The organism is Pseudomonas sp. GD03903 (genome assembly GCF_029840045.1).
Taxonomy (GTDB): Bacteria; Pseudomonadota; Gammaproteobacteria; order Pseudomonadales; family Pseudomonadaceae; genus Pseudomonas; species Pseudomonas pseudonitroreducens.
Genome location: NZ_JAOCBT010000009.1, coordinates 211,575 through 230,764, shown reverse-complemented (window position 1 = coordinate 230,764; position 19,190 = coordinate 211,575). Strand labels below are relative to the sequence as shown.

The window sequence follows — 19,190 nt, the reverse complement described above, 5'->3', positions numbered from 1 at the left end:
ACAACAACTGCCCAACCGATCAGCAGGTCGACACCATGGCTTTGATTTATCCCATTCTCTTGCGGCGCATGCTTCTCGGAGCCCTGACCCTGTTGGGCGTCTCCGCACTCATCTTCGCGGCGGTGCAGCTGCTGCCCGGCGACATGGCGCAGAAGCTGCTCGGCCAGTCCGCCACGCCCGAGGCGCTGCATGCCCTGCGCCACGAGCTGGGGCTCGACCAGCCGGCGCTGACGCGTTACCTGAACTGGCTGCTGGGCAGCCTGCAGGGCGACTTCGGCACCTCGCTGTCCAACGGCCGTGCGGTGTCCGAACTGATCGGCCAGCGCCTGCTCAACACGCTGTTCCTGGCCGGCTACACGGCGCTGATCGCGGTGCCGCTGGCGCTGCTGCTGGGGCTGTTCGCGGCGCTCTACAAGGACTCGATCTACGACCGCGTGGTGAATATCGTGTCCCTGGCGGCGGTGTCGCTGCCGGAGTTCTTCATCGGCTACATCCTGATCCTCTGGCTGGCGGTGAAGCACCCGCTGTTTCCTTCCATCGCCGACGTACCGGCCTCGGCGAGCCTGCTCGACCACCTGCAGGCGGCCTTCCTGCCGGCGCTGACGCTGACCCTGGTGATCACCGCGCACATGATGCGCATGACGCGCATCGCGGTGCTCGACCTGCTGCAGCTGCCCTACATCGAGATGGCACGGCTCAAGGGCCTGTCGCGGCTGAAGATCGTCCTGCGCCACGCCCTGCCCAACGCCTGGGCGCCGATCGTCAACGTCATCGCGGTGAACCTGGCGTACCTGATCACCGGCGTGGTGGTGGTCGAGGTGGTGTTCGTCTACCCCGGCCTCGGGCAACTGATGGTGGACTCGGTGATCAAGCGCGACGTCATGGTGGTCCAGGCCTGTTGCTGCATCTTCGCGGTGGTCTATATCGGCATCAATCTGCTCGCCGATGTGCTGTCCATCGTTACCAATCCGCGCCTGCTGCATCGCCAGTGAGGGCGAATCGATGAATGCCTTGATCGCAACCTTCAAACAGATGACCTGGACCGCGCGCATCGGCCTGCTGATCATCCTCTTCTACACCTTTCTCGCGCTGTTCGGCCCGCTGGTCGCGCCGTTCGGCGAAACCGAGATCGTCGGTGGCGAGTACGACCCCTGGAGCGCGCAGCACTGGCTGGGCACCGACGCGCTGGGGCGCGACATGCTTTCGCGGGTGATCTTCGCCGCGCGCAACACCATCGGCATTGCGCTGCTGTCCACCGCGCTGGCGTTCTTCATCGGCGGCTCGCTGGGGCTGATCGCCGCTGCCCTGGGGGGCTGGGTGGACAGCGCGCTGTCGCGCCTGGTGGACGTGCTGATGGCAGTGCCGCAGCTGATCTGCGCGCTGCTCCTGCTGACCATCTTCGGCACCAGCATCGCCAACCTGGTGTTCGTCATCGCCCTGGTGGACGCCACGCGCATCTTCCGCCTGGCCCGTTCGGTGTCGCTCAACGTGGTGGTCACCGACTACATGGAAGTCGCCCGCCTGCGTGGCGAAGGCCTGTTCTGGCTGGTGGCGATGGAGCTGCTGCCCAATGTCAGGGCGCCACTGGTGGCCGAATTCGGCCTGCGCTTCTGCTTCGTGTTCCTGACCATTTCCTCGCTGTCGTTCCTCGGCCTGGGGCTGCAACCGCCGCTGGCTGACTGGGGCAGCATGGTCCGCGAGAACGCCTCGCTGATTTCCTTTGGCGACCTGACGCCCCTTATCCCCGCCGCCGCCATCGGCGTGCTGGCGATCGCCGTCAACTTCGTCGCCGACTGGTTCCTCGCCCAGCGGCGATGACCGTCCCGCCCACGTATTGTCCGAGGACACGCAGCATGAGCGAACCCCTGTTGAAGATTACCGGCCTGCGCATCGAGGCCGGCGGCGCGGATGGCTGGAACGAGATCGTCCACGGCATCGACCTGAACTTGCAGCGCGGCAGGATACTCGGCCTGGTCGGCGAATCCGGCGCCGGCAAGTCCACCATCGGCCTCGCCGCCATGGGCTACACCCGCGACGGATGCCGCATCAGCGGCGGCGAAATCCTCTTCGACGGCATCGATTTGCGCCAGGTGCCCGAGGCGCAGCATCGCGAGCTGCTCGGCGCGCGCATCGCCTACGTGGCGCAGTCCGCGGCGGCGAGCTTCAACCCGGCGCACCGGCTGATCGACCAGCATTGCGAAACTGCCCTGGAGCACGGCCTGGCGCCCCGCGAACAGGCGCGCCGGGATGCGGTGGAGCTGTACCGGAAGATTTCCCTGCCCGAGCCCGAGACCATCGGCGAGCGTTATCCGCACCAGGTCTCCGGCGGCCAGTTGCAGCGGATCATGACGGCCATGGCGATGTCCTGCCGGCCCGACCTGATCATCTTCGACGAGCCGACCACGGCGCTGGACGTGACCACCCAGATCGACGTCCTGCTGACCATCCGCGAACTGGTCCGCGAGTTCCAGGTGGCGGCCATCTACATCTCCCACGACCTCGCCGTGGTGGCGCAGATGGCCGACGAGGTCATGGTGCTCAAGGACGGCCACATGGTGGAGCGCGGCGACAAGCGCCGGCTGATCGCCCAGCCGCAGGCGGACTACACCCGCTCGTTGTGGGCGGTGCGCAACCTGGCATGTGAGGCGCGTCCGCCGGTGGCCGCCGACCAGCAACCGCTGTTGGAACTGCGTGGCATCCGCGCCGGCTACGGCAACAAGCAGGTGCTCGACGACGTGTCGCTGAAGGTCTTTCCGGGGCGCACGCTGGCCATCGTCGGCGAGTCCGGCTCGGGCAAGTCGACGCTGGGGCGCTGCATCACCGGGGCCTTGCCCAGCCGCGAGGGCAGCATCCTGTTCCAGGGCAAGCCGCTCGCGGCGCACTACGCCAGGCGCAGCCGGGACGAGCTGCGCTCGATCCAGATGATCTACCAGATGGCCGACACCGCGCTGAACCCGCGCCAGCGTATCGGTGACATCGTCGGGCGGCCGCTGCAGTTCTATGGCGGCCTCGATGCTGCCCGGCGCGAAGAACGAACTCGCGAACTGCTCGCTGCCGTGGGCCTGGAACCCGGCCGCTTCATGGCCCGCAGGCCGGGCGAATTGTCCGGCGGGCAGAAGCAGCGGGTCGGTATTGCCCGCGCCCTGGCGGCGGACCCGGCGGTGATCGTCTGCGACGAGATCACCAGCGCTCTCGACCAGCTTGTGGCGGAGGGAATCCTGCGGCTGATTGACGACCTCAAGCAGCGCCTGGGCATCACCTACCTGTTCATCACCCACGACCTGTCGGTGGTGAAGTCCATCGCCGACGACGTGCTGGTGCTCAAGGCTGGCTGCGTCGTCGATTTCGGCGACAAGCAGCGGGTGTTCACGCCGCCGTGCGACAGCTACGTCACGCGCCTGCTCGAGAGCATGCCGCAGATGGACCCGGACTGGCTCGACGGCCTGGCGCAACGGGGCGTGGCCTGAACTCATTTCCGCTCAAGGAGCAAACCCATGACCGCAACAACCCTGCAGGACTGGAGCGCGCGCGCGGCAACGCTCGCCATCGAAGGCCGCTGCTTCATCGACGGTGACTACTGCAGCGCGCAGGACCTGCGCACCTTCGACAAGGCCAGCCCGCTCGACGGGCGCCGCCTGGCCGCCATCGCCCGTGGCGGTGCCGCCGATATCGAGCGCGCGGTGGCCAGCGCGCGACAGGCATTCGAGTCGGGGCGCTGGTCGCGCATGGCACCGGTGCAGCGCAAGCGCATCCTGGTCCGCTTCGCCGATCTGCTGGAAAGCCACGCCGAGGAACTGGCGCTGCTGGAAACCCTCGACATGGGCAAGCCCATCGCCCATGCCCTGGCCACCGACGTGCCCGGGGCGGCCAACGCCATTCGCTGGTCCGCCGAGGCCATCGACAAGGTCTACGGCGAGATTGCCGCCACCGCCGAGGACCAGTTGGGCCTGGTCACCCGCGAAGCGGTGGGCGTGGTCGGGGTGATAGTGCCGTGGAACTTCCCGTTGCTGATGGCCAGCTGGAAGCTCGGCCCGGCGCTGGCCTGCGGCAACTCGGTGGTGCTCAAGCCGTCCGAGCGCTCGCCGCTGACGGCCATCCGCATCGCCCGGCTGGCCTGTGAAGCGGGTATTCCCGAGGGTGTGCTGAACGTGGTACCCGGCTTCGGCGCCGAGGCTGGCGACGCCTTGTCCAGGCACATGGACGTCGACGCCATCGCCTTCACCGGCTCGACCGGCGTGGCCAAGCGGCTGATGGTCGCCTCCGGGCAGTCCAACCTCAAGCGCGTGTGGACCGAGGCAGGTGGCAAGAGCCCGAACATCGTCTTCGCCGATGCGCCCGACCTGCGCGCAGCGGCTATCAGTGCCGCTTCCGCCATCGCCTACAACCAGGGCCAGGTCTGCACCGCCGGTTCGCGCCTGCTGGTGCAGGAGTCGGTGCGCGAGGAGTTCCTCGAGCATCTGCGCGAAGCACTTGCCGTGTGGACGCCGAATGACGCCCTCGACCCGGCCAGCCGCTACGGGGCCCTGGTCGACTCCCAGCATCTGCAGCTGGTGCAGGGCTACATTGCCAGCGGCCTGGAAGAGGGTGCCCGGCTGGTCGCCGGCAGTGGCGAAGCGGAAGGTTGCTACCTGGCACCGGTGGTCTTCGATGGCGTGCGCAACGACATGCGCATCGCCCGCGAAGAGATCTTCGGTGCGGTGCTCTCGGTCATCAGCTTCAGGGATGCCGACGAGGCCGTGGCCATCGCCAACGACACCCCCTACGGCCTGGCAGCGGCCCTGTGGACGTCCAGCCTGTCGCGTGCGCACCAGGTTTCGCGTGCGCTGCGGGCCGGTTCGGTGTGGGTCAACCAGTACTCGGGCGGCGACATGACCGCGCCCTTCGGTGGCTTCAAGCAGTCCGGCAACGGGCGCGACCGATCGCTGCATGCCTTCGACAAGTACACTGAACTCAAGGCGACCTGGATCAGGCTCTGAATCAACTAACTTTTGACCATCACGGATAGGGGGCGGAATAATCCGCCCCGAACTGCCAACCTTGGAACCGGCACGCCATGCCCCAGCAGAAAGCGGCACAACCGAAAGCGGCCCAGCCGAAAACCAGGAAGGTCTACGACCCTGAAACGCGCCGCGAGGAAATCATCAAGGCGGCCTTCCTCTGCCTGAGCGAAGAGGGCTACGCCAAGCTTTCCGCGCGCAAGGTAGCGGCGCGCGCCGAAATGGCGCTGGGCCACATCAGCTACCACTTCAAGGACATGAACGAGCTGCTGGTGGAGGCCTACAAGTACGCCTCGCACCAGCTCTACGAAGCCACCCGCGCGGGGCTGGTGGCCGAGCCGCGCACCGCCATGGCGCAGCTGGAAGTGTTCCTGCGCAGCGGCTTCACCGCCACCTTCCTCGACCGCAGCTACCTCTCGGTACGCATCGACCTGTGGTCCGCCTCGCTGTTCCAGGAAGACATCGCCGAAACCGAGCGCAAGCTCTACGCCATCTACCGCGAACGCCTGGTGGAAATCCTGCGGCGGATCGCCGAGGAGCGCGAGGTCGGCGCCGAGCGTATCGAGAAGTCGGCCGACGCCATCATGGCCATGCTCGACGGCCTCTGGCTGGACTGGCAGCGCCGGCGCAACATGAAAGCCATCGAGCATGGCATCTGTGCCTGTCTTGACCTGGTGGCCTTCTACATGCCCGAGGCCGGGCGCTGAGACGCGTGTAGCGGCGAGGAAGTTTCAGCGCGCCTGATCTCGCGGGTGCATGCATCATGACCCCCTGGCGGCAAGGGCCGCCAAGGGGAGATTGCCCCTCAGGCCGCGCCTGGCATGAGCTTCTGGCAGCTTTGCTTGCGGCTGGGATACTGCTGGCACTTGCGCAGCAGGACCGGCAACTGGCTGTCGGCCTTGAGCTGTCGGTTGGCCAACATCTTTTCGGTAATGAACAGTTCCTCCGAACCGAGGTTGCGCTCGGCCTTGTCGATCATGCTCAGCGCTGCCTGCGGGTCATTCCGTTTGAGGTGGTAGCTGATCATCAGGTCATAGATCGAGGGGCTGGCCAGTGCCCAGTCGTTGATCGATTCCAGGTCGGCCAGTGCGGCGCGGCCGTCGCCGCGGTCCAGATGCACGTTGAACGCCGCGCGGCGCACACCGGGCTGGTTGCCCACCGGCGAGGCCAGTGCGCGGGCGATGAAGCCCTGCGCCTGGTCAGGCCTTTTCTGCTCCAGTGCCGCGGTCGCGGCGTAGGCGTCCTTGTAGCCCTGCAAGGCGGCGTGGACCGGCGCCGAGTCGCGCACCTTCGGCCAACTGCGTCGATCGACCCGCGCTCGGGCCTGCTGGCGGTACTCGCGCTGCAGGTACTTGCGCAGTTCCTCGTCACGGTCGGTGGGCGACATGTGCGAACGGGTGAAATATTGTCCGGTGGCGGAGATGGCGGTGCCCAGGCCCTGGTTGAGGACGGTGTTGATCTCGCGACTGAAGCGATTCAGGTCGAATTGCTGCAGTGACTCCTGCATGGCGCCCTGGCGTGCCTTGAGGAAGCTGCCAAGCAGCGGTTCCTGCTTGCCCTGGAAGTCGCTCAGGCGTTGCAGGCTGACGCTGGCGGCGCGCGGTGCGTAACCGGCGCGAATCATCAGGTCGGTGCCCAGCAGGTCCGCCTGATCTTCCTGCGCACGGCCCCAGGCAGTACTCCAGACGTTATCCGAGAAGCTGTTGGCCAGCGCGGTATAGAGCACGGTATTGCCGATGGTCTTCTGGGTCCCCAGCGGGTCCTTGCTGATCAGCTTGAGCTTGCCGGTGCTGCGATCCACCCCGGTGTTGGAGGCCACTGCGGCGAGTACCACGGTGCCAGCCAGGGTGGTCATCATTTCCTTCTGTTCCTGGAAAGCTGCAAGCCGATCGTGGTGGCGCAACAGTACATGGCTCATCTCGTGGCCAAGCATGGCAGCGATCTCGTCCTCGCTCTGGACGTTGTCGAGCATGCCCAGCGGGACGAAAACGTTGCCGAAGGGATCTGCCGAGGGGCCGAAGGCATAGCTGTCGACGATGCGCACCTGGAGTTTCGGCACTTCGCCGGGCCACCCCTTGGCCAGGCGGTCGACGATGCCCTGCAGGTAGGCCTGCAGTGGCGGAATCTGCACCAGGTTCTGCTGGCGAATCTCGCTGGCCGGCAGGTTGCGACCGTCGAAACTCAGGCGTTGCTGGCTGGCGTGCTGCGGGTCCAGGTGGTAGTAGTCGCGGACTTCTGCCTGGTCCAGATAGCGGCCCTGCACGCGCGACTGGGTGGAGGAACCTACCAGGTTCTGCACCGCTTTGTTGGCCCCGTCGAGGGTCTGGCAGCCGGCTAGCAGAGCTAGCAGCGGCAGGGCCAGTAGCGGGCGCTTGATCCGTGCCGAGCTCATTTGCTGCACCCGGCGCCAAAGCCGATGGTGGAGTTGTTCTGCTGGTCTTCGGCCTGGCTGCGAGTGAGCTTCTCGCAGGGCAATTCGACCACGTGCAGCGGCGGGTCGACACGTACCGCCATGCTGTCCATCCAGACCTTCTGGCCACTCACTTCGACCTGCACCTGGTCGGTTTCCTGGTCGTATTGCAGCACTGGCAGCGCTTGCTGCGGCAAGTTGGCGACAGGCACTTCACGCTGGATTTTGCCCTGGTCGTCGAGAAGCTCCACCGTGTCTTCGAGGTACCCCACCACCATGTTGGCAGCGAACAGGCTCTGGCTGAGCAGGGCGCAGCACAGGAAAAGGGATGTCTTGTACATCGTTGGGCTCCTTTGAGGCAGTTTTCGAACGCTTTACGAGGGCGGGGCTGGAGGAATTCGCGGATTCGCTCGGTGAACAGGGAAAGAGACAGCAGGAGGATGCCGAGCACGTTTACCGGGGTCATGTTCAGCCAGTACAGCGCGTAGCTCACCAGGATCAGCAGTGCAGTCGTGAGGGCCAGCCCGAGGAACGGCGAGCGCAGCCAGCGTTGGCGCGGCCAACTGTCAGCCGGTCGTTCCTGTATGGCATTGAGTGCGGCGATTACGCCGAGCATGAGTAGCTGCAACAGGTCTACCCAGTTCAGTGAGCCGGGGAGGAGGGGCAGTACTGGCGGGTCGCGATAATAGTGCTGGCCCTGGACGATCAGGTTGTCCAGCGCCATAGCGTGCAGGTATACGCCAGGAAGCTTGCCATGTAGCGGCGAGAGGGTTAGGTCGCCGGTACCGGCGATGCTGGCGCCAACCAGCACCAGCTTGCCGCGCAGCAGCCTGCCGAGTAATTCGCGGTCCTTTTCGGAGGTGGCCTCAAGGTCGCTGGCAGAGAGGGTCAGGCTGTAAGGGCAGGTGGCCTGGGCCGAATTGCCGAGCTTCCAGAACATGGCCTGGAGCATCTGCCAGAGCACTCCGGGGGCGCTGCAATCCTCGATGCGTGAGATCAACTGCTGTCGCGGCGAAAGCTTCAGTCCCCATTGCACAGTCATCGCCGGCTGCTGCGCGGCGGCTTCGGCGTCGACCGGTAGCCCCGGGCAGTAATGGCGCCGGCAGTATTCGCGGTAGAGCCCCAGGGCCGGGCTCTCGAGCGCGCCCAGGGGAGTTTGCACCGATAGTGGATACTGGTCGCCGAAGCCATTCCAGGACACTAGTGCCGGCCGGCTGACGCTAGCGAAGCGCGGCAGTACATTGACCGCTCCAGGCGTATCCAGCGCTGACCCGCTGTTGGCCAGGAGCAGGGTGATCCCCTTGCGCTGGTAGCGATCGAATACATTGGCCAGCAACTGACTCTCCATCTGCGCAGGCTGGCCAGAGACTGCGCGGGAGTGGTCGTGGCTGTACAAAAGGTCGACGAATACTGCGCCGGGCTGGTAGGCGAACAGGCGCTTGAACAGCTTGCCCTGCTCGCTGTAGGGCAACGGCCAGTAGGTCTGGTGGCGTTGCAGGTAGGCGTCGTCGAGGAGGATCACCACGACTTGGTCCTGCCCCTTGTCCGGGTAGTCCTGAGCGAGCAGTCGATTCAGCCAGCGGGCCGAGGCCGCGCTCGATGAGCTGGCCAGGCCGAACGGGTCGAGCAGGGCAATGAAGGCGACGGAAAGACCGAAGAGGATCGTGCGGGCGTTACGCGAGACGGTAGATTTGAGCGACTGCAGCAACCTGGCTTCCCTGCACATGACGGCTAACTGGCGTCATTTTGCCATCATTGCTGCGTGATGTGAAAGTGCCATCTTATTCGCCCGATCGACTGGCCAAACATCTGCATCGATAGAGCAGCGTCGCTTCTGACGGATCGGCCGGTTACTGTCGCTTTCAGTGCAGCGTCGGGAAGCGCGCCTTGACCAGCTCCTCGGCCTGCCAGGTCATCTGGTCGAGCAGGCGATCGCGTTTCTTCTCGGCCTCGCGCAGCGCCTTGCTGTCATTCTGCTTGACCAGGTAGGCGTGGATCTGCCGCACCTCTTTGGATTGGTAGATCGGCGCCAGGTCCTGCACCGCGACCATGCCGTCGGAGCGCTGCTCGCGGGTATTCAGCAGCACGTGCGGCCCCTGCGCCGCCAGGATGCGGAAGCCCATCGCCTCGAAGACCGGGACCTTGCCTGCCGCGCAGGCCAGTTCCGCGTGGGGCCGCTCGCCGATCATCTTCTGCAGCATGGCGCGGGCGATGCCGCGCCGGCGGTGGCTGGCCTGGACGGCGAGGTAGGCAAGGGTGCAGGCCTCGGCATCATCCTGGCTCGGCAGGTACAGGGCGAAGCCCAGCACGCGCGACGGGTCTTCGTCATCCAGGGCGAGGATCAGGCGCGCGGAGCTGTCCGAGGCGGCGTCCATGGCCTGCAGGTACAGGTGCACCTCGTAGCCGATCACGTACTGGTACAGCTGGAACAGCGGATTGCTCGCCGTCAGCGGCACCGGGCTGATGTCGCTGAAGTAGTCCACCACCATCTGCAGTACCTGACTCTTCAGGGATTCGGGGGGAGAGGTGTCGAGGCGTGCAAGGGTGAACATCTGAAGCTGGCTCCGGGATTGCCCGATCCGGGGGAATCGGCGATGGCGGCAATTGTAGCGCCCGTGTGCGTCGAACGTTCTCTTCGTGCACGAGCGCTGTCAGGCGGGCAGTTTGCAGGAAGCACGGAGCGAGGGAACAGCGTGCGAAACCGGTGATAGACTCGGATTTTTCGCCCGGCCTGACCTGCCCAGGAGTATTTCCCATGTTCGGTGTGACCGATTACGGCGCCTTCCTGATTGCCTTCGTGGTGCTCCTGGCCATCCCCGGCCCCGGCAACTTCGCGTTGATCACCGCGACCGGCAAGGGCGGCGTAAGGGCGGGGCTGGCGGCCACCTGCGGGGTGATCCTGGGCGACCAGGTGCTGCTGTGGATGGCGGTGGCGGGCGTGGCGACGCTGCTGGCCACCTACCCGGCGGCCTTCCATGCAGTGCAGTGGCTGGGTGCGGCCTACCTGGCCTGGCTGGGCCTGCGCATGCTGATGAGCAAGCCGGGCGATGCACCGCGGCAGAGCCGCATGGACAACGGCCACTACCTGCGCCAGACCATGCTGATCACCCTGCTCAATCCCAAGGCCATCGTGTTCTATATGGCCTTCCTGCCGCTGTTCGTCGACCCGGTGAAGCACCAGGGGCTGGTGACCTTCGCCTTCATGGCGGCGACCGTGGCCGTGGTGACCTTCCTCTACGGGCTGATAGCCGTGCTGCTGACCCACCGGCTGGCCGAGCGCATGCGCGCCAATCCGCGCGTGACCAACCTGCTGGAACGCCTGGCCGGGGCCTGCCTGCTCGGTTTCGGCATCAAGCTGGCGGCGATGCGCTAGGGCCGCGACACGCTAATCGGTTTTCCAGGGGCCGGCTCGAAAGACCGGCCCTTTGTCATGCGCAGCGCGTGTTGTCAGCGCGACGGGCGACCTGCTTTGATAACCCCACCACCCAACCTCGATGGCGGCGAATGGAAACCATGCTCGACGAATCCCCGGAACCCCAGTCGGTCGACAGCCCGATCACCCGCAGCGCGATCTTCCTGGTTGCCACCCTGACGCCGGGCAAGGACTGGAGCCCGCTACGCTCGCTGTGCGAGGACGTGTCGGCGCTGGTGCGCTCGGTCGGCAAGCGCGTGCCGACGGGCAACCTGTCGTGCGTGGTGGGCTTCGGTGCGGCGGCCTGGGACGCCTTGTTCGGGGCTCCGCGCCCGGCTTCGCTGCACGCCTTCCGCGAGATCGGCAGCGGCGCGCGTGTTGCCGTATCTACGCCGGGCGACCTGCTGCTGCACATCCGCGCCGAGCAGATGGACCTGTGCTTCGAGCTGGCCACGCAACTGCTCGCGCGGCTCGGCGAGGCGGTCACGGTGGTCAATGAGGTCCAGGGTTTCCGCTACTTCGACATGCGCAGCATCATCGGCTTCGTCGACGGCACAGAGAACCCGCAAGGGCGTGAAGTCCCGCACTTCACCCTGATCGGCGACGAGGATGCCGGCTTCGCTGGCGGCAGTTACATGCTGGTGCAGAAGTACCTGCACGACATGACCGGCTGGAACCAGCTTTCCACCGAAGCCCAGGAACGCATCATCGGCCGCACCAAGCTGGCCGATATCGAACTGGGCGACGACGTGAAGCCGAGCTGCTCGCACAGTTCGCTGACCACCCTGGAGAAGGACGGCCAGGAGGTGAAGATCCTCCGTGACAACATGCCGTTCGGCCGCCCCGGGGCCGGGGAGTTCGGCACCTACTTCATCGGCTACGCGCGCTCGCCGGCGCCGCTGGAGGAAATGCTGCAGAACATGTTCGTCGGCCGCCCGGCCGGCAACTATGACCGCCTGCTGGATTACAGCAAGGCGGTGACGGGCAGCCTGTTCTTCGTGCCGTCGGCCGACCTGCTCGAAGTGCTGGCCGACAAGCAGCCCTGAGCGCCCCAGCGGCCCTGAGCGCTCAAGCGCCGACCTTCGCCGGGAAACACTGCACCAGCCAGTCGATGAACACCCGCAGACGGTGCGTGACGTAGCGGTTCTGCGGGTAGACGACGTGGAACGGGTAGGGGGCCGGGCGCCAGTCGGCGAGGATTTCCACCAGCGTGCCGTCGCGCAGGGCGCCGGCGGCGGCGTAGGAAAAAGTCTGGATGATGCCGAGGCCGGCGACGCAGGCCGCCAGGTGTGCATTGCTTTCGTTGACGCCGATGCGGTGCTCGATCTTCAGCTCGCTGCGTTCGCCGTTGCGCTCGAAGCGGAACGGTACCGCGCGGCCATTCTGTGGTGACAGGTAGCTGACCAGCCGATGGCCGTTGCGCAGCTCCTCCGGGTACGCAGGGATGCCGTTCTGGCGCAGGTACTCGGGAGTTGCGCAGGTGACCATGCTGGCCTGGCCGATGCCGCGTGCCACCAGTGACGAGGCGTCCAGCGCGCCGCCGCGGATCACGCAATCGACGTTGTCGCCGATCAGGTCTACCGAGCGGTCGGACACGCCCAGGTCGATGCGGATGTCCGGGTAGCGCGCGAGGAAGTCCGGCAGCAGGGGCAGCAGCACGTCGCGCGCCGTCGAGCCGCCGACGTCGATGCGCAGGTGCCCGCGCGGCTTGCTGCGGGCGATGTTGAAGGACGAATCGATGTCCTCCAGGTCGCGCAGCACGCGGCTGGCCTTGGCGTAATAGTCCTGGCCTTCGGGTGTCACCGTGACGCGCCGCGTGGTGCGCTGCAGCAGGCGCACCCCCAGGTGCGCCTCCAGTTCCTGCACGAGTTTGCTCAGGGTGGCGTTGGGCATGTCCAGCGAGTCGGCGGCGCGGGTGAAATTGCCGGCCTCGACCACACGGGCGAAGGCGCGGATGGCCTGGAGCTGATCCATGGGAGTTCCTCTGGAGGGATCAGGTGATTATCCATGGGTGTGGATAGTCATTCCATTGTAGGCGCTTTTTCGCTTAATCGACGGGCCCTAGAGTAGCGCCATGCCTCACCGCAAAGCCGCGCCAGACGCTGGCCAGGAGGCAGAACCCGACATCCTGAAAACCCTGGAGCTCATCATGAACAAGTCCCTCACTGGTAAAGTTGCACTGGTCACCGGCGGTAGCACCGGCATCGGCCTCGGCGCCGCACAGGAACTCGCCGCGCAAGGCGCCCGGGTGTTCATCACCGGCCGCCGCCAGGCCGAACTGGAGGCCGCCGTCGAAGCCATCGGGCCGGCCGCCACGGCCATCCGCGCCGACGCCTCGGTGCTTGCCGATCTCGATGCGGTGTACGCGCAGATCGCGAAATCCGCCGGCCGCCTGGACATCCTCTTCGCCAACGCTGGCGGCGGCGACATGCTGCCGCTGGGGGCGATCACCGAAGAGCATTTCGATCGTATCTTCGGTACCAACGTGCGCGGCGTGCTGTTCACCGTGCAGAAGGCGCTGCCACTGCTGAGCGATGGCGCGTCGGTGATCCTCACCGCGTCCACCACCTCGATCCAGGGCACCGCCAACTTCAGCGTCTACAGCGCGAGCAAGGCCGCCGTGCGCAACTTCGCCCGCTCCTGGGCGCTGGACCTGAAGGAGCGTGGCATTCGCGTCAACGTCGTCAGCCCCGGGCCGGTGCGCACTCCCGGCCTCGGCGACCTGGTGCCCGAGGAGGCACGCCAGGGCCTGTTCGATGCGCTGGCCAGCCAGGTGCCGCTGGGCCGTCTGGGCGAGCCGCGGGAAGTCGGCAAGGCGGTGGCTTTCCTGGCCTCCGAGTCGGCCAGCTTCATCAACGGCATCGAGTTGTTCGTCGACGGCGGCATGGCGCAGGTCTGACAGTGCACCGGGTCGGGCAGGGCTCAAGTCCTGCGCCGGCCCGCGTGGCCCTGGCCTGTTTGCCCGTTCGCCCATTACATTGGCGCGAAGCAAGTCTTCCAGACAGGAGCCGCCAGCCATGAATGATTCGTCTACCGACCTGCGCAACTGGTTCGACCAGGGCGGGCAAGCCTACGCGCGTTTCCGTCCCGAGTACCCGGCGGAGCTGGCCGCCTACCTGGCCTCGGTGACGCCCGAGCGGGCGCTCGCGGTGGATGTCGGTTGCGGCAGCGGCCAGTTGACCCGGCAACTGGCCGAGCATTTCCAGACGGTGATCGGCTTCGATCCCAGCGCGGACCAGCTCGCCCACGCGGCGGCGCAGCAGAACGTCAGCTATGTCTGCGCGCCAGCGGAACACCTCCCGCTGCCCGAGCGCAGCACCAGCCTGATCACCGCCGCCCAGGCCGCGCACTGGTTCGATCTGCCGAGGTTCTATGCCGAGGTGCGGCGGGTTGCCCAGCCCGGGGCGATCCTGGCGCTGATCAGCTACGGCGTGCTGCGCCTGGCTGGCGCGCTGGGCGAGCGCTTCGAGCAGTTCTACTGGAAAGAGATCGGCCCCTACTGGCCCGCCGAACGCAAGCTGGTGGACAGCGGCTACGCCACCCTCGACTTTCCCTTCGGCGAGTTTGCCGGGCCGGAGATTGCCATCCGCCTGGAGTGGAATCTTGCGGAGTTCCTCGGTTACGTCTCCACCTGGTCGGCGCTGCGCAGCGCGCGCGAGGCCGGGCGCGAGGAGCTGTTGCAGCGCTTCGCCGCCGACATGGCCGAGCGCTGGGGCGACCCTGCGGCGCGCCACCCGCTGAGCTGGCCGATCAACATGAGGATCGGTCGCCTGTGAAGCCGGCGGCAATGGCAGGCTGAGCTGTTCAGCCGGTACCCCGGCAACTCTCGGCCTGCCGCTTCGGCACCGCCTGAGCGGCCGCTGCCTTGGCTCCCGACAACCGCGAAACGCCGAACAGCACCAGTGCCAATCCGGCAATCTGGTAGAGCGTAATCGCCTCGCCGAGCAGCGCCCAGGAGGCGAAGACGGTCAGCACCGGGCCCAGGTTGCCGAACGCCGCCGCATGAGTGGCGCCCATGCGCTGGATGGCCAGTGCCATCCAGTAGATCGGCAGCACGGTGGAGATCAGCGCCATCAGCGAGCCGTGGATCCATACCGCACCGGGCAGCGTTGCCAGTTGCCCGGCGTTGCCGCTCACGGCGTAGTGCATCAGCACCATCACCGACGATGCGCCGCCGGCCAGCCCGGCCAGGCGCATCGAACCGACGCGGCGCACCACGGCGGCGGTGCCCATGTAGTACAGGGCATAGGTCACGGCGCTGGCGAACACCCAGAGAGCGCCGAGCAGGATCTGCCCGTCGCTGCCCTCCACGCGCAGGTCATGCACCAGGGCGATGCCCAGGCCGAGGTAGCACAAGCCCATTGCCGCGAGGGTGCGGGAGCCGGGGCGCTCGCGGGTCACGACCATCTGCAGGAGCAGCACCAGGGTCGGGTAGGTGAACAGGATCAGCCGCTCCAGCCCGGCGCTGATGTACTGCAGGCCGTAGAAGTCGAACAGGCTGGAGAGGTAGTAGCCGAACAGCCCGAGGAGCAGGATGCGCACGCCATCGGCCAGCGTCAGGCGAGCCTGTTCGGGGCTGCGGCTCAGCCAGATCAGCCAGAGAAACAGCGGCAGCGCCAGGCCCATGCGGATGGCCAGCACCGTCAGCGCATCCACCGGCGCGGCAGCGTAGGACAGCTTCACGAAGACCGCCTTGAGGCTGAAGCCGGTGGCGGAAAGTACGGCGAAGAGTACGCCGCTGCGCAGGCTGCGCTGGTAGAGGGAGGTCAGGCTGGTCATCGCGGCACGGCTGCAAGGCAGGGGAAAGGCTTTATTCTAGAGAGAAGGCTGTTCCACTAGAATCGCATCTTGGCGAACATTGCTTTCGTTTTTGGAGAACGCTCAATGCACTTTGATCTTGCCGACCTGCGCCTGATCGCCGCCATCGCCAGCAGCGGCAGCCTGAGCAAGGCGGCGGCCTCGGTGCCGGTAGCGGTGTCGGCGGCGAGCAACCGCCTGCGCCTGTTCGAGGAGCGCTGCGGGCTCTCGCTGTTTGTCCGGCATAGCGACGGCATGAGCCTCACGCCCAGCGGCCGCCTGGTGCTGGAGGCCAGCCAGCGGGTGCTGAAGGAGGCGCGTCAGCTCAGGGACACCCTGCAGGAACTCAGCGGCGAACGGCGCATCACCTTGCGCCTGGCGGCCTCGACTGTCGCCAACAGCACCTTCCTGCCGACTGCGCTGGGCCCTTTCCTGGCCGATTACCCGGAAGTGGACCTGCAACTGACCGAGCAGAACAGCAAGGACGTACTGCGTGCGGTGCAGGACGGGGCGATCGATATCGGTGTCTACGACGGCAACCTGCCCACCGCCGGCCTGCTGTCGCTGCCGTTCCGCAACGACAAGCTGGTGCTGCTGGTGCCGCAGGATCACCCGCTGGCCAGCCAGCACTTGCCCAGCCTGCGCGATGCGCTGAGCTTCGCCTTTGTCTGCCTGCCCGCCGAACGCGCCATGCAGCGTTTCGTCGAGGCGATGGCAGTGCGCAACGCGCTGCCGCTCAGGGTCCGTGTGCGGGCACCGAGCTTCGATGCGATTGCCCAGCTGGTTGCCCAGCGGGTCGGCGTGGCGATGCTGCCGGAGGCCGCCGCGACTCGCCTGGCGCAGGAGCTGCCGGTGGCGGTGGTGGCGCTGGAAGATGCCTGGGCGACCCGCGAATTGCGCATCTGCGTCAGCGATTGGGATGCACTGTCCTCCCACGCCCGGCAACTGCTGAGCTACCTGATGAACGAGGGCGCCACCGCCCGCTAGGGAAGGGCGCCAGGCCGGCCGCACGGGGTCAGGCGGAGGTGTTTACCGAGGTTCCGCTGGTGCTGTTGCCGGAATCGCTGAGTGCTTCGGAATAGGCCGCGGTGGCCGCCGCTACCGCCGCTGCCGCGGACGACACACGCGCCTGCGCGGCCTGTGCCGCGACCTGCTGGGCCTGCTTCTGTTCTTCTGTCTGGCCGGCACCGCCCTGGGTGGCCTTGGCGGCCGCCTTCTCGGCCTCCTGCAGTTCCTTCTGCGCCTGCTCCAGGGCCAGCTTGAGCTTCTCCAGGGTGCTGTCGGAACTGCTCTCCGAACTGCCGCTGGCCGTGGCGCCGGCGCCACCGGAAGCGCCCTGCGCGGATGCGCTCGGGGAAGCCTGGGTGCTGCTGGTGGCGTCGCTGGTGGTGCTGTCTTCGCCGTTCGCCGTGGAGTTGCTGGAGGCGGCTCCGGCGGTGGCCGGATAGCGAATGCTGGTGGTGCTGACGGTGCCGATGCTGGTCATGGATATCTTCCGCTGAGGGTGGATATCCGCTGTGGCGGCCGTCGCACGAGGAAATTTAGCGCGGTTTGTTATCGACTTGGTATCAACCCTGGTACGTTCGGCTCCAGCCCGGCGCTGGCGTCAGTTCAGTTCGACCAGGCGCGGCGTCTGCGCGCCTTGCAGGGACAGGTGGATCACGCCGGCGCGGCTGGGGAAGTTCGGCGAGTCGTCGTCGCTGTTCTGCATGACGGGAATGTCGATCAGGGTGCGCTGCTGCGTTGCTTCGCCGACCAGCCTGGCGTCCAGTTTCTCGATCGAGCGCCAGCCACCGCCACCAATCTGCATCGCGTCCAGCAGGCTGAAGTGCTCCTGGCCTTCCTCGTCCGGAGTAGAGGAGAAGACCGCGAGGTACTGGTTGTAGTTGTTGCCCATGTCGAAGCCTTCGATGGTGAAGACTGCCAGGGTGAGTTCGGTGCCCTTGCCGATCTTCAGCGTCTGCACGCGAGTGGCTGCGGGGTAGCCGGTGGCGAAGCTGTCCTTGTACAGCTCCACCAGGCGGCCGACCTGCTCCTCCAGCGGCCTGGGGATGGCCGGCTGCTCGGCGGCGTGGGCGAGGGTGCAGGCCAGCAGCAGGCTGGCGGATAGCAGGCGCAGTGTCATGGGGGGAAATCCAGGCAGTGCTCCGGTCAGCAGCGGTGGATGCTGACCTTCGCGGTATTACGGCTTGAGGCCGGGCACGCTGTTCTTCGGCACCCAGTCACCGACTGCCGAACAGGAGTAGGTGTTGGAGTAGTCGTAGTAGCGCTCCAGCGGCGTGTTGCTCTCGTAGGTGCCGCACTGGTAGACCGACGTGCCTTTCTGCAGGATCAGGAAGTGAACCTGCGTGACCCGCCCCGGGGCCACGTAGGCCGCCTTCACCTCATAGCCGCCGCGCAGCAGCTCCGTCACCTTCACCTCTTCGGCAGACGCCGGCGAGCCGATGGCCAGGAGGCCGAGCAGCACAGCGGTGGCTTGCGCCAGGTAGTTCATGGTTGGCATGGTTTCGCTTCCTCCTTGATGGCGATGCCTGGCCTCAGGCTTCCGGCTTCAGCGGGATGCCGCCGCAATTGCCGCGGGTCAGCAGGTAGTCCACTTGCCGGGCGCGGTTGATCGCGACGCGGATTTCGCAGCTGGCCGAGTGGACCACGTCGCCCCAGTACTCGGTATGCACCAGTTGGCCGTTCTGCGGGCCGGTGTAGGTGCCGAGCGCTTCACGGGAAACGTAGGAGGTGTCGCGGCGATAGATCAGCACGACCCAGTCGTTCTCCGGCGCCAGGCCGATGTCGCTGGGCGCGCCGAAGTGGTCGATGGCGTCGCCGGCCGGGCGGCCCTTCCAGTAGCTGCGGGCCTGCGCCTCGGGCAGGGTGGGGATGGCGGAGCAGCCGCCGAGCAGGATGGCGATCATCCCCAGTGCGAGTAACCCTTTCATTGCACGCCCTCCTTGGCCGGTGCGTTCTTGACGGGCATCTGTTCAAAGCCCTTGTCGACCATCTCCAGGATCAGGTTCTTGGCGTGCTCGCGGTTGCGCAACTGGAACAGGCCGGGAGCGGCCGAAACCAACTGCGCAGTGGGCATCTTGCCCAGTGGATACATCTTCTGCTCCACGTGGGCGTCCGGCTTGCAGAGGAAGTCGCGGCTCTGGGCGATCCACGCCTCAGGCTTCTTCTGCCACTCCTTGGAGACCTTCTTCGGACGGATGTCGTTGTAGAACTTGTCGTAGTTCTGCGCGCCGTTGAGGCGCACGCGGTTCTTCGCGCAGTCGACCTCGACGTCATAGGCGGTAAAGGTCGGCTTGGCGCCTTCCTCGTAGAACTGATAGACGCCCAGCGAGCGCACACCGTTCTTGCGGTCATAGATGTTGGCGGGGTCGCCATCGATGACGAAGATTTCGTTCTTGTAGAGGCTGCCCTGCTGGTGAATCAGCCAGAAGTCGCCGGAGGGACCTTCCGCTTGCGCGGCGAGAGGGCTGCAAAGCAGCACGGCAGGCAGCCAGGGCCTGAGAGGCTTGAACATAACGGGACATTCCTTTGCCGTTGTGATCGCCAGGGCGCAGCGCACCCCGGCGAAAGA

The 19,190-nt window shown here is 66.3% G+C and carries 21 protein-coding genes; 10 read left to right on the top strand and 11 right to left on the bottom strand.

Annotation, left to right across the window (positions count from 1 at the left end):
- Positions 1 to 35 precede the first annotated feature (35 nt).
- From N5C91_RS16840 to N5C91_RS16820, 5 genes are all read left to right on the top strand, one after another.
- On the top strand, positions 36 to 992 hold the full coding sequence (locus N5C91_RS16840) for an ABC transporter permease (protein WP_279830672.1): 957 nt from the start codon (positions 36 to 38) through the stop codon (positions 990 to 992).
- Between the two features lie 10 nt (positions 993 to 1,002).
- Positions 1,003 to 1,818 (top strand): ABC transporter permease, encoded by an 816-nt coding sequence (locus tag N5C91_RS16835; protein WP_236175278.1) that lies wholly within the window; start codon positions 1,003 to 1,005, stop codon positions 1,816 to 1,818.
- A gap of 35 nt (positions 1,819 to 1,853) precedes the next feature.
- On the top strand, positions 1,854 to 3,467 hold the full coding sequence (locus N5C91_RS16830) for an ABC transporter ATP-binding protein (protein ID WP_279830666.1): 1,614 nt from the start codon (positions 1,854 to 1,856) through the stop codon (positions 3,465 to 3,467).
- 27 nt (positions 3,468 to 3,494) lie between these two features.
- Entirely contained in the window at positions 3,495 to 4,976 is a 1,482-nt protein-coding gene (locus N5C91_RS16825) for an aldehyde dehydrogenase (protein ID WP_279830665.1), read from the top strand.
- A gap of 77 nt (positions 4,977 to 5,053) precedes the next feature.
- A complete protein-coding gene (locus N5C91_RS16820; RefSeq protein ID WP_279830662.1) occupies positions 5,054 to 5,704 on the top strand; it encodes a TetR family transcriptional regulator C-terminal domain-containing protein in 651 nt (216 codons plus the stop codon).
- Between the two features lie 98 nt (positions 5,705 to 5,802).
- Here the strand turns inward: N5C91_RS16820 and N5C91_RS16815 are convergent, their stop codons facing one another.
- From N5C91_RS16815 to N5C91_RS16800, 4 genes are all read right to left on the bottom strand, one after another.
- Positions 5,803 to 7,389 (bottom strand): M48 family metallopeptidase, encoded by a 1,587-nt coding sequence (locus tag N5C91_RS16815; protein WP_279830660.1) that lies wholly within the window; start codon positions 7,387 to 7,389, stop codon positions 5,803 to 5,805.
- Positions 7,386 to 7,553: a hypothetical protein gene (locus N5C91_RS16810; protein WP_236175283.1), complete on the bottom strand. Its 168-nt coding sequence runs from the start codon at positions 7,551 to 7,553 to the stop codon at positions 7,386 to 7,388. Before N5C91_RS16810 ends, N5C91_RS16815 begins: the two co-directional genes overlap by 4 nt.
- Complete coding sequence (locus N5C91_RS16805) at positions 7,538 to 9,115, bottom strand: CHASE2 domain-containing protein (protein ID WP_236175284.1); 1,578 nt, start codon at positions 9,113 to 9,115, stop codon at positions 7,538 to 7,540. The genes N5C91_RS16810 and N5C91_RS16805 overlap by 16 nt, the downstream gene beginning before the upstream one ends.
- Positions 9,116 to 9,269: 154 nt before the next feature.
- On the bottom strand, positions 9,270 to 9,959 hold the full coding sequence (locus N5C91_RS16800) for a GNAT family N-acetyltransferase (protein WP_279830657.1): 690 nt from the start codon (positions 9,957 to 9,959) through the stop codon (positions 9,270 to 9,272).
- Positions 9,960 to 10,162: 203 nt separating this feature from the next.
- Between N5C91_RS16800 and N5C91_RS16795 the strand changes: the two genes are divergently transcribed.
- Together N5C91_RS16795 and N5C91_RS16790 are read left to right on the top strand one after the other, a co-directional pair.
- Positions 10,163 to 10,780: a LysE family transporter gene (locus tag N5C91_RS16795; RefSeq protein WP_279830655.1), complete on the top strand. Its 618-nt coding sequence runs from the start codon at positions 10,163 to 10,165 to the stop codon at positions 10,778 to 10,780.
- A gap of 131 nt (positions 10,781 to 10,911) precedes the next feature.
- Positions 10,912 to 11,865 (top strand): Dyp-type peroxidase, encoded by a 954-nt coding sequence (locus N5C91_RS16790; protein ID WP_279830653.1) that lies wholly within the window; start codon positions 10,912 to 10,914, stop codon positions 11,863 to 11,865.
- 22 nt (positions 11,866 to 11,887) lie between these two features.
- Here N5C91_RS16790 and N5C91_RS16785 read toward each other — a convergent pair whose 3' ends face one another.
- Positions 11,888 to 12,793, bottom strand: a complete 906-nt coding sequence (locus tag N5C91_RS16785) for a LysR family transcriptional regulator (RefSeq protein ID WP_279830650.1) — start codon at positions 12,791 to 12,793, stop codon at positions 11,888 to 11,890.
- A gap of 175 nt (positions 12,794 to 12,968) precedes the next feature.
- On the opposite strand from N5C91_RS16785, the gene N5C91_RS16780 reads away from it, so the two are divergent.
- Entirely contained in the window at positions 12,969 to 13,718 is a 750-nt protein-coding gene (locus tag N5C91_RS16780; protein ID WP_236175289.1) for a glucose 1-dehydrogenase, read from the top strand.
- A gap of 118 nt (positions 13,719 to 13,836) precedes the next feature.
- Positions 13,837 to 14,595, top strand: coding sequence for a class I SAM-dependent methyltransferase (locus N5C91_RS16775; protein WP_279830648.1), 759 nt, complete (start codon positions 13,837 to 13,839; stop codon positions 14,593 to 14,595).
- Positions 14,596 to 14,623: 28 nt separating this feature from the next.
- Here N5C91_RS16775 and N5C91_RS16770 read toward each other — a convergent pair whose 3' ends face one another.
- Positions 14,624 to 15,598, bottom strand: a complete 975-nt coding sequence (locus N5C91_RS16770; RefSeq protein ID WP_279830645.1) for a DMT family transporter — start codon at positions 15,596 to 15,598, stop codon at positions 14,624 to 14,626.
- 105 nt (positions 15,599 to 15,703) lie between these two features.
- Between N5C91_RS16770 and N5C91_RS16765 the strand changes: the two genes are divergently transcribed.
- Positions 15,704 to 16,603, top strand: a complete 900-nt coding sequence (locus N5C91_RS16765; RefSeq protein ID WP_236175292.1) for a LysR substrate-binding domain-containing protein — start codon at positions 15,704 to 15,706, stop codon at positions 16,601 to 16,603.
- A 28-nt stretch (positions 16,604 to 16,631) separates the two neighbouring features.
- On the opposite strand, the gene N5C91_RS16760 is transcribed toward N5C91_RS16765, so the two are convergent.
- The 5 genes from N5C91_RS16760 to N5C91_RS16740 all read right to left on the bottom strand — a co-directional run bounded on the left by N5C91_RS16760 (position 16,632) and on the right by N5C91_RS16740 (position 19,133).
- Positions 16,632 to 17,102, bottom strand: coding sequence for a hypothetical protein (locus N5C91_RS16760; RefSeq protein WP_279830644.1), 471 nt, complete (start codon positions 17,100 to 17,102; stop codon positions 16,632 to 16,634).
- A gap of 120 nt (positions 17,103 to 17,222) precedes the next feature.
- Positions 17,223 to 17,741 (bottom strand): hypothetical protein, encoded by a 519-nt coding sequence (locus N5C91_RS16755; protein ID WP_279830642.1) that lies wholly within the window; start codon positions 17,739 to 17,741, stop codon positions 17,223 to 17,225.
- Positions 17,742 to 17,798: 57 nt separating this feature from the next.
- Positions 17,799 to 18,119 (bottom strand): hypothetical protein, encoded by a 321-nt coding sequence (locus N5C91_RS16750; RefSeq protein ID WP_279830640.1) that lies wholly within the window; start codon positions 18,117 to 18,119, stop codon positions 17,799 to 17,801.
- Between the two features lie 34 nt (positions 18,120 to 18,153).
- Entirely contained in the window at positions 18,154 to 18,549 is a 396-nt protein-coding gene (locus tag N5C91_RS16745) for a hypothetical protein (protein WP_236175296.1), read from the bottom strand.
- Entirely contained in the window at positions 18,546 to 19,133 is a 588-nt protein-coding gene (locus N5C91_RS16740) for a hypothetical protein (RefSeq protein WP_279830636.1), read from the bottom strand. Before N5C91_RS16740 ends, N5C91_RS16745 begins: the two co-directional genes overlap by 4 nt.
- Between the last annotated feature and the right edge of the window lie 57 nt (positions 19,134 to 19,190).